Annotated in this window: 8 protein-coding genes; 3 read left to right on the top strand and 5 right to left on the bottom strand. The window is 40.9% G+C overall.

What is annotated here, in order from left to right; all coding sequences use genetic code 11:
- The first annotated feature begins 253 nt into the window (after positions 1-253).
- From HLH18_RS01920 to HLH18_RS01910, 3 genes are all read left to right on the top strand, one after another.
- Entirely contained in the window at positions 254-598 is a 345-nt protein-coding gene (locus HLH18_RS01920) for a hypothetical protein (RefSeq protein ID WP_171545593.1), read from the top strand.
- Positions 599-844: 246 nt separating this feature from the next.
- A complete protein-coding gene (locus HLH18_RS01915; RefSeq protein WP_171545592.1) occupies positions 845-2,050 on the top strand; it encodes a GGDEF domain-containing protein in 1,206 nt (401 codons plus the stop codon).
- Positions 2,051-2,189: 139 nt separating this feature from the next.
- Positions 2,190-3,353 carry a PQQ-dependent sugar dehydrogenase gene (locus HLH18_RS01910; RefSeq protein WP_171545591.1) on the top strand — a complete coding sequence of 388 codons (1,164 nt, stop codon included), beginning with the start codon at positions 2,190-2,192 and terminating at the stop codon, positions 3,351-3,353.
- A gap of 67 nt (positions 3,354-3,420) precedes the next feature.
- Here HLH18_RS01910 and HLH18_RS01905 read toward each other — a convergent pair whose 3' ends face one another.
- The 5 genes from HLH18_RS01905 to ileS all read right to left on the bottom strand — a co-directional run bounded on the left by HLH18_RS01905 (position 3,421) and on the right by ileS (position 9,458).
- A complete protein-coding gene (locus HLH18_RS01905; RefSeq protein ID WP_171545590.1) occupies positions 3,421-4,461 on the bottom strand; it encodes a TauD/TfdA dioxygenase family protein in 1,041 nt (346 codons plus the stop codon).
- 458 nt (positions 4,462-4,919) lie between these two features.
- Positions 4,920-5,462, bottom strand: coding sequence for an NADPH-dependent FMN reductase (locus HLH18_RS01900; protein ID WP_171545589.1), 543 nt, complete (start codon positions 5,460-5,462; stop codon positions 4,920-4,922).
- Positions 5,463-5,601: 139 nt separating this feature from the next.
- A complete protein-coding gene (locus tag HLH18_RS01895; RefSeq protein WP_131288513.1) occupies positions 5,602-6,084 on the bottom strand; it encodes an FKBP-type peptidyl-prolyl cis-trans isomerase in 483 nt (160 codons plus the stop codon).
- Positions 6,077-6,619, bottom strand: a complete 543-nt coding sequence (gene lspA / locus HLH18_RS01890) for a signal peptidase II (RefSeq protein ID WP_171529753.1) — start codon at positions 6,617-6,619, stop codon at positions 6,077-6,079. Before lspA ends, HLH18_RS01895 begins: the two co-directional genes overlap by 8 nt.
- Positions 6,612-9,458, bottom strand: a complete 2,847-nt coding sequence (ileS, locus tag HLH18_RS01885; protein ID WP_171545588.1) for an isoleucine--tRNA ligase — start codon at positions 9,456-9,458, stop codon at positions 6,612-6,614. Before ileS ends, lspA begins: the two co-directional genes overlap by 8 nt.
- Positions 9,459-9,502: the final 44 nt, after the last annotated feature.

Below are 9,502 nucleotides of genomic sequence, written 5' to 3'. Positions count from 1 at the left end.
GCGCTGATGGTAGTGTGGGGTTACCCATGTGAGAGTAAGTCATCGCCAGCTCATTATTCCTAAAAACACCCCCTTCTATTGAAGGGGGTGTTTTTTTATGTGGGGAATAAATAGAAAAATTTAGAGTAAATTCTTATATTTTGATTAAATTATCTTTCGAATCAAAGATTAAATTTTAGTCGGATCAAATAAGCTTATTGTTTGAAGGTTAAATGTTATACTTTTCCACTTAATTCCTCCTTATTTTTTCCGCATGTTCCGCTTTGTTCTCAGTGCTATTTTCTCTTTATGGCTGTTATTGCTAAGTACAGCGGTCTATGCTTCAACGTCTTTGAATTTTGATAGACAACATAATGCACGACTTGATGGTGTATGGAATTATTATCCTAATCAACTGATCATTGGATCTGAAGCGTCTCAGATTTCTCCATCTAAAATTATTAAAACAGTTCAATTACCTGCATCATTTTTCAGTATTTCAGGGCAGAAAGATGGTTTAGCGACCTTTCAGCAACATTTTAAATTACCTGAGTCTGCGGTAGGGCAACAAATCTATTTGTATATCCCATATCAGTATGGTGCCTATCAATTTTTGTAGATGATCGTTTACTCACAAAAGTTGGGCAAGTAGGTGTAGAGGGACATCATCAAACAGAAATGGCACCTAAATTGGTGTCATTATTTTCCAAATAAAACCGATGTAGTAATTACCCTTCAGGTCTCAAGTTTTCAGCATATTCGGGGTGGTCTAGAAAACAGTATTTATATGGGTTTCAATAAACCGATCCTGCACAAATTTTATCGCCAAGTAATTCCCCTCACTCTTGTGAGTGGTGTATTGCTAATGATTGGCTGTTTTATGGTGTTGTTTGCGCTATATCGTATTGGCCACAAGCAGTCTAGTCATATTTGGCTGTTCTTGGGACTCTTTATTTTATGTCTGAGTCTGCGTAGTTTCTTTGCTGTTCCTTTTATTTATACCTTATTTACCAATATTTCTTGGCTTTGGGGAACACGACTTGAATATCTACTGACTGAATTGGTTTGCCTATTCTTTCTGCTCTATATTTTTCTATTGCCTCATCAGCTGATTCACCGTTTCTTATTACAGATCACCTGTGTGATGATCGGTATTAATATAGTCGTGACTCTGACTCAACAGCCTCTGATTTTTCAAAGCTTATTTTTTCAAAGTTTTGCAATTTCATTCCTAATTTTTGCCAATCTTTTATATGCGGTTTACCGGATCTATCGGGATCAAATTCCCTATTCCAAGGCCAATGCCTTTGCCATTGTTTTAGTGTGTCTTACCTTTATACATGACTATTTATTGGGGCTAAAGCTGATCGATTCACTTGAAATCGCTTTTTATAGTTCGTGTGTGTATTTTATGGTGGTCACTTTACAGCTTAGTCGTGATTATGCGGTGCAGAGCTATAAAACTAAATTGTTGAATAAGAAACTGTTACAGTGGAACAAAACCCTCGATAAAAAAGTCCAGGAGCGTACGCAGGCCATAACGCAACTAAATGAGCAATTGGCACATCAAGTTCGTACCGATGCCTTAACCAGTGCTTATAACCGTTATGCATTAAATATAGAGATACAACAACGCTTTGAGCAGGCGATTCAAGCCGGATCATCATTGGGATTTTATATGGTTGATGTCGACTACTTTAAAAAATATAACGATCATTATGGTCATCTTAAAGGTGACGAAATTTTAAAGACTTTGGTCAAGACGATAGATTCAATTTTGCCAGCATCCGGTTTTTTAGCACGCTATGGTGGAGAAGAATTTGCAATTTTGTTATCTGATTTGAATAGGGAACAGGCTAAAAAATTTGCAGAAAAATTGTGTTGGGTTATACGTGAACAACAACTTGAACATATCAATCGGGAAGATGGAAAAGACTATATTACAATTAGTGTAGGCGTGGCCATTATGGATGCTATACATTGCTATAAAAGTGTCGATTGCTTAATGAAAATAGCAGATCAGCAACTCTACCAAGCAAAAAATCAACGTGATCAAGCCTGTATTCAGTAAGCCACAGAAAACCTGATTGGGTTTGATCAATTCTTCAAGTGAAATGTCATATCCTTTTACCATTACTTGGTTTTTTATATGTAGTGGTTTGTCTGGTAATGCTAAATTGGTCATGATGTTCATTAAAGAAGCATAAAGTATGAACCAAATTCACCCAGCTGCCATTATATGTTTAAGTTTAACTTTTTATGGTTTAACGGCTTGTCATGCACAAAATGACATTCCACAGGAGCAGTCAAAACAAAAACAGCAGTCTTCCTCAAAAATACAACAAGGTTATCAACTCAGTACGATTGCACAGTTTAATGAGCCGTGGGCGATTGCTTCTTTAAAAGATGGCCGTTTACTGATTACTGAGAAAAAAGGCAAATTACAATTATTTGATCCCCAAACCAAACAAAAAGTCGAAGTCAAAGGTGTTCCTAAAGTGGCTTATGGTGGACAAGGTGGCTTGGGAGATATTGCATTGCATCCGCAATTTGCACAGAATCGTCAAGTCTATATCAGCTATGCAGCAGCAGGACAGGGTGGCTATGGCGCTGTGGTTGCGCGTGGTGAATTGGATTTATCCAATCCTCAACAACCCCAACTTAAAAATTTAAGGACGATTTGGCAACAAGTGCCTAAAGTTCAAGGTCAGGGACATTATGGACATCGGCTGTTATTTGGCGCAGATGACAAGCTCTGGATCAGCTCAGGAGAACGTCAGAAGTTTGATCCTGCTCAAGATATGCAATCGAATTTAGGCAAAATCTTGCGTTTAAATGATGATGGTACACCTGCTTCAGGGAATCCCTTTATGAACCGAGGCGAGGTTGCCAAACAGGTCTGGACTTTGGGTCATCGTAATCCTCTCGGTATTGCATTTGACAGTAAAGGGCAGCTTTGGGTGGCTGAAATGGGGCCTAAAGGGGGCGATGAGCTCAATCTCATCATAAAAGCTGAAAATTATGGCTATCCTATTGTTTCAAATGGGGATCATTATGACGGGAAAGATATTCCTGACCATAATACCCGCCCTGAATTTAAGGCTCCAGAGATCAGCTGGACGCCTGTGATTTCTCCATCTAGCCTGATGTTTTATAAGGGCAACCAATTTCCCGCATGGAAAAATAAGGCTCTGATCGGTGGCTTGTCTTCTGAAGCTATTGTGGTGGTTGATACTGAAATGAAGTTAGTGAAGGAAGTTCAGCGCTTAAATATGAAACAGCGCATTCGTGGCTTGCTGGAAGCTCCAGACGGTGCAATTTGGGTGATTGAAGATGGTAAAAACGCCAGATTACTCAAAATGACTGCGAAATAATTTCATCCCAAAGCCCTTATGGAAATGTCGGGCTTTTAAATGTATCTGCGTAAATCATCTGCTTGAATTACGCGGCATAATGATCATCAGCATTAAATACATTGGCCTGAATTTGAATGAGCTTACGGTTGCCTTGTTCGCCATTCATGCGCCAGTGGGCAATTTTAATATTATCGACAATGGCAACATCGCCTTTCTGCCATTGTAATAACAGGGCATCACGATACATCGCATCAAAAAAGGCTTGTTTCTCTTGATCCGTCCATTCAACTTTATGCCCCTGCTGATTGAAAATCTCCCAGGTTAGCTGCATACCATCAGCAGTGGAATCGATTTGGATATCACCACGATTTTCAAAACAATTTTGTGCAGCCTGATAAGCGAATGGGTTGGTATTGTTGGCAAATGCCCAAGGTTGTAGCGCCAGCTTTTGGGTAACAGGATGCTTAATCACCAGAGGAGCACGCTGTAAGGTCAGTTTGGCTTTCTTGTCAGGCAGTATGCTCACGCTAAAAGGACTCTTTTTCAGTAAGATCCGATCGATAAAATTAATTTTACGTGATGAGACATAAGAAAAATGATTCCAGGTGCCTTGGTATTTTTGTTTAACCGATTCAGGAAAATTTTCCCAAATTTTCTCAAGATTATTAAAGCCAGTTTCAGCCAAATAAGTTGAGGGTTCCTGACAATACAAAGCGATATAGCGTGAGCGTTCAGAACGGACACCACCTTCCACATGCGGGCCTTGTACAGCGTTCTCCACTGGCCCTAATTGAACGGTATTACGGTCAATATAGCGTCGATAATCCCCTGCACCTAAAATGCTTTCACTGTATTTACGCATCCATGATGCAACCCAACCCGGCATATTGGGATTGAAGGAATTCCACGGCTGTAACTTGAATTTTTGTTCAATAAGTTGATGAAATTCATCGGTTTGCTGGATATTAAATCCTCGAAAAATCAAGATGCCATGCTGATGGATCTGTTGCATCAACTCTTCACGATTGTTCTCAATATATTGGGCTAAATCATGACATGCATTGTTGTCGGGGTGAGCTATGAATACTTTGGCGTAATCATTCAGAAAATGATGTTCTAATTGCATAATTTCTCTCTCAAGCATTTTTATTGTTTTACTTATGATGCTTAGAATGATCTTTAACTCTATTCTAATCATTCATACAGATGTTATGGATAATTGTTTTTGCTGAATTTGATTATAAAGTTTGATATTTCAGCATGATGTAAATTTTGGTCGTTTAATTGAGCTTTTCGACAAGTGGCGGGTTCACTTTAAATTACGATATTAAATGACCAGAATAATTAAATGACTTTGAAAAAAAGCCCCGACATCCTGTCGAGGCTTCTTTATATTCATTTTAAAGGTATAACTCCTGTCGTACCCCTCAGCATCCTGCTGTTTATTGCTTATCATTATTGTTTTTTGCTTAAGAGACTTCCTGTCTCTGTATGCTTTAAATATAGCGCTTTGGATAATATGTGAAAAGTGGAGATATTCGGCAACTGTTGTAAGCTTAAACCTACACAGCTGCTTCAAAAATATCAGGAATTCACGTATTGAATCAGTTTATCCAAAACAGATCTGAGATTTTTGTTATCAAATTCATTGGGTTCAAATTCTTCAGTTTTATTACGTGAGAAGATGTCACGAATTTCAATCACGGCATTACTATCGACTAAACCGAGTTGGGTTCCGACTTGACGGATTTGATCAATCGAGCGTGAGCCATTGGTTGTGCCATAGCCAATATAGGCAGCGGGTTTGCCTTGCCATTCTTTGCCTAAGTAATCCAAAGCATTTTTGAGGGCAGGGCTGTAGCCATGGTTATATTCAGGACTAATAAAAATAATGGCATCACCCGAAGCAATTTTGTCTGCCCATTGTTGTTGTTTCAGTTGGTCATAAATACCCGTAATCGGTGGATGTGCACCTGAAAAAATAGGCAGGTTCCATTCTTTTAAATCGACCAGTTCAACCTGAACAGTACTGAAATTGGCTCTTTCGATACTTCGTTGTACCCAGCGCGCGACTTTAATCGCAATACGACCTTCACGAACACTACCGACAATAATTTGAATTTTCATATTGAACCTGTGTTTTTATAAAGCTAGCCAAGGTTTAAATTAATATGATTATTAAGGGCTGAATATTAGGGATTTGTATCTCCAGAACATAAAAAAGCTCCCGAAGGAGCTTTTAAAAAATCATGCGTTAGATGATCTTTTACATCAGTTTAATAGCTTGCTGACCGGCAGGGGTCACTTTAAAGATTTCCACTTCAAAGGTAATGTCCTTGCCTGCAAGCGGGTGATTGAAATCAATTTCGGTAATATCTTCACCGACTGATTTCACTACACCAAATAGGCTTTGTTTGGCTTTATCTTCAAATTCAATCATATGACCGACAATCGGTGTTTGTTCGAATTTAACGGTATCAAATTTTTGTACGTTTTCAGGGTTCCAGGGACCGAAAGCATCTTCAGGAGGAAGACTCACGGTACGACGGTCACCGGCACGTAAACCAAAGAGTGCTTTTTCAAAACCGGGTAATAAGCTGCCATCGCCCATCACCAAACTGACCGGTTCTTCACGGCTACGAGTGTTATCAATTTCCACACCATTTTCAATGGCGACCGAAAAATGAAGTTCTACTTTCGAGCCATCATTAATACGGATTTCTTCGTTTGGATTAATAATTTCAGTCATTGTGTTGCGCTTCCGCACGTTGAATACGTTGCTTTTCTAGAAAAAACGTATCGATCAGCAGCAGAATAGTTCCCACGGTAATGGCACTATCTGCAATATTAAAAGCAGGGAAGTGGCTGTTGTTGTAGTAAACGTGAATAAAATCGACCACATAACCTAAAGAAACGCGGTCAATTAAGTTACCAATTGCACCACCCAAAATCAGGGCAATCGCCATCGGTAAAATCACCATTTTTTTCGGCATACGCATCAGCCAAAATACAAAAATTACAGACACTAAACCTGCCAGTGAAGTAAAGAAATAACGTTGCCATCCACCGGCATCGGACAGGAAACTAAAGGCTGCGCCATAGTTATGTAGCAATGTCCAGTTTAAAAAGGGCAGTACAGGAACAGGATCTGCATAGTTCAGATTTGTCACTGCAATCCATTTGGTCCATTGATCCAGAATAATCGCGACAATGGATAAACCCACCCACACCAGATTGTGTGGGTAGAACTGGAATAAGCCCTTTTTAGTTTGCGGATTAGGCATATTTTCTCTCTTCGCCTTGACCTGTAGGAAGGTTAATAATACAACGAGAACAAAGGCCTGGATGTTCGTGATGTGTATTTACATCAGGAAGCACATGCCAGCAACGGGCACATTTTTCACCCTCAGCAGCCGATACTTTCACGCGTAAGCCTTCAAGATCTGTTGCTTCACCTTGTGCTTCATCAAATGCATTTACAATGACAGTTGATGTGATCAGAACGAAACGAAGTTCATCATTTAGTTGATCAAGCACTGCTTTCAATTCAGCATTTGCCCAAAGTTCAACTTTGGCAGACAGGTTTGAACCAATCAGTTTGGCATTACGTGCAGCTTCAATTTGCTTGTTCACTGCAGATTTAACCGCAATCATGGTTTGCCAATCTGCTTCAGAAATCAAGTTCGCAGTAGATGCAACAGGAATGTCATACCATTCAGAGGTAAATACATATTTCTCAGTTTGACCCGGAATTAACGGCCAAGCTTCTTGAGCGGTAAAGGTCAAGATCGGTGCCATCCAGCGGACAAAAGCTTGTACTAAATGATACAAAGCAGTTTGTGCAGAATGACGTGCTTGAGAGTCTGCTTTGGTGGTGTACTGACGGTCTTTGATGATGTCGAGGTAGAAACCACCCAAGTCATTAATACAGAAGTTGGTCAACGAACTTGCCACGATATGGAAGTTCATATCTTCATAGGCTTGCTGAATGGTTTTTTGTACGTCCGCTGCACGTTGCAAGATGTATTGATCAAGCGCGATCAACTGATCGACTGGCAATGCATCAGTCGCTGGTTGGAAACCATTCAGGTTGGCCAACAAGAAACGTAAGGTATTACGGATACGACGGTAACCATCAGAGGCACGGCTAAAGATTTCTTTACCGGCCGTCATTTCATAACGGTAGTCTGAAGATGCAATCCAGAAACGTAAACCATCTGCACCCATATCTTTAATGATGTCTTGCGGTGTGATCACGTTACCGATCGACTTCGACATCTTACGGCCTTTTTCATCAACCACGAAGCCGTGAGTCAACAAGCCTTTGTAAGGTGCGCGGTTGTTAATCGCAATCGAAGTCAATAATGAAGACTGGAACCAGCCACGGTGCTGGTCTGAACCTTCAAGGTACAAATCAGCAGGATCAGTTAGTTCTTCACGTTGACGAAGTACCGCATAGTGCGTTGTACCCGAGTCAAACCATACATCTAACGTGTCACGAACAGCGTTGTAGTGTTCAGCATCGGCACCGATAAAGTCTTTCGCTTCACGGTTATACCAGCCATCAATACCTTCCTGTTCGATTAGTTTTGCCACTTCTTCGATCAGTTCAGGCGTACGTGGGTGCAATTCGTTGGTGTCTTTATGTACGAAGAACGGGATTGGTACACCCCAGGTACGTTGACGCGAGATACACCAGTCCGGACGACCTTCGATCATCGCCTCAATACGATTTTTACCCCAATCCGGCACGAAGCTGATCTCGTTTTCAATCGCGTTTAAAGCACCTTGGCGTAAACCTTTTTCGTCCATGCTGATGAACCACTGCGGGGTGGCACGGAAGATAATCGGGGTTTTATGGCGCCAGCAATGTGGATAGCTATGTTTGATGACCACATGTGCCCAAAGCTTGTTGGCTTCACTTAATGCAGCAATAATTTTTGGATTGGCTTTGTATATGTGCTCGCCTGCAAAAACAGGTGCAGTCGGTAAATACACACCGTTACCACCGACAGGATTATCGACTTTTAAGTTGTACAGTAAGCCCACTTTATAATCGTCTACACCATGGCCAGGTGCGGTATGTACTGCACCGGTACCGCTGGTCGCAATGACGTGTTCGCCTAAAATCACAGGAACCTGACGTTCAGTAATTAAAGGATGTTGTAGAACCAGATTTTCAAGTTTGCTACCGGCAAAATCAGCAAGCACTTCAACGGTGGTGAAGCCATAGCGTTCAGTTGCAGATTCAACCAAATCTTTCGCCAAGATAAAGTTTTGTGCTGTTTTTTCATCGCCACGTGCTGTAACCAGTTGATATTCAATATCAGCATGTAGGGCAACCGCCTGATTCGCAGGAATGGTCCAAGGCGTTGTTGTCCAGATCACGATGTCGGTTGAGTCTTTAACCTCAACACCTAAACGTGCTGATAAATCTGCTAAATCAACAACAGTGAAACCCACGTCGATGGCATCAGATTTTTTATCTTCATATTCAACTTCAGCTTCTGCCAATGCAGAACCGCAGTCCAAACACCAGTTGACTGGTTTAAGACCCGGTTGGATATGACCTTGTTTTTGGATTTCACCCAATGAACGCACGATATTGGCTTCTTGCGCAAAATTCATGGTCAGGTAAGGATTGTCCCAATCACCAAACACACCCATACGCACAAAGTCTTTTTTCTGTAATTCGACTTGGGTGTAGGCATATTCACGGCAATGTTTACGGAACGTAGCCGCATCGACTTTAACGCCCACTTTACCGACTTTTTCTTCAACTTTAAGTTCAATCGGCAAACCATGACAGTCCCAACCCGGAACATATGGTGCATCAAAGCCATCCATAATCCGGCTTTTGATGATGATGTCTTTGAGTACTTTGTTTACCGCATGACCTAAATGGATTTGACCATTTGCGTATGGAGGGCCATCGTGAAGCACATATTTTTTCTTGCCAATACGCGACGCGCGAATCTGCTGATAAATGTTGTCGGCATACCACTCTTCTAACCATTTTGCTTCACGTACTGCGAGATTTGCTTTCATTGCAAATTCAGTACCTGGGAGGTTTAGCGTGGCTTTATAATCCACTGCATTTTCAGGAGTTTGCTTATCGCTCATGCAAGTTGTCTTCCAATTTAATCAGTCTTAGGCTGACGCGTTTT

Origin of the sequence: Acinetobacter sp. ANC 5414 (genome assembly GCF_013004295.1) — a bacterium.
GTDB lineage: Bacteria > Pseudomonadota > Gammaproteobacteria > Pseudomonadales > Moraxellaceae > Acinetobacter.
This window is presented reverse-complemented; position numbering and strand designations above follow the sequence as displayed.

What these genes read in the sequence shown, in the direction of transcription:
- HLH18_RS01920 (WP_171545593.1), top strand. Translation starts at nt 254, where the DNA reads ATGTTCCGCTTTGTTCTCAGTGCTATTTTCTCTTTATGGCTGTTATTG.
- HLH18_RS01915 (WP_171545592.1), top strand. Translation starts at nt 845, where the DNA reads ATGATTGGCTGTTTTATGGTGTTGTTTGCGCTATATCGTATTGGCCAC.
- HLH18_RS01910 (WP_171545591.1), top strand. Translation starts at nt 2,190, where the DNA reads ATGAACCAAATTCACCCAGCTGCCATTATATGTTTAAGTTTAACTTTT.
- HLH18_RS01905 (WP_171545590.1), bottom strand. Translation starts at nt 4,461, where the DNA reads ATGCAATTAGAACATCATTTTCTGAATGATTACGCCAAAGTATTCATA.
- HLH18_RS01900 (WP_171545589.1), bottom strand. Translation starts at nt 5,462, where the DNA reads ATGAAAATTCAAATTATTGTCGGTAGTGTTCGTGAAGGTCGTATTGCG.
- HLH18_RS01895 (WP_131288513.1), bottom strand. Translation starts at nt 6,084, where the DNA reads ATGACTGAAATTATTAATCCAAACGAAGAAATCCGTATTAATGATGGC.
- lspA (WP_171529753.1), bottom strand. Translation starts at nt 6,619, where the DNA reads ATGCCTAATCCGCAAACTAAAAAGGGCTTATTCCAGTTCTACCCACAC.
- ileS (WP_171545588.1), bottom strand. Translation starts at nt 9,458, where the DNA reads ATGAGCGATAAGCAAACTCCTGAAAATGCAGTGGATTATAAAGCCACG.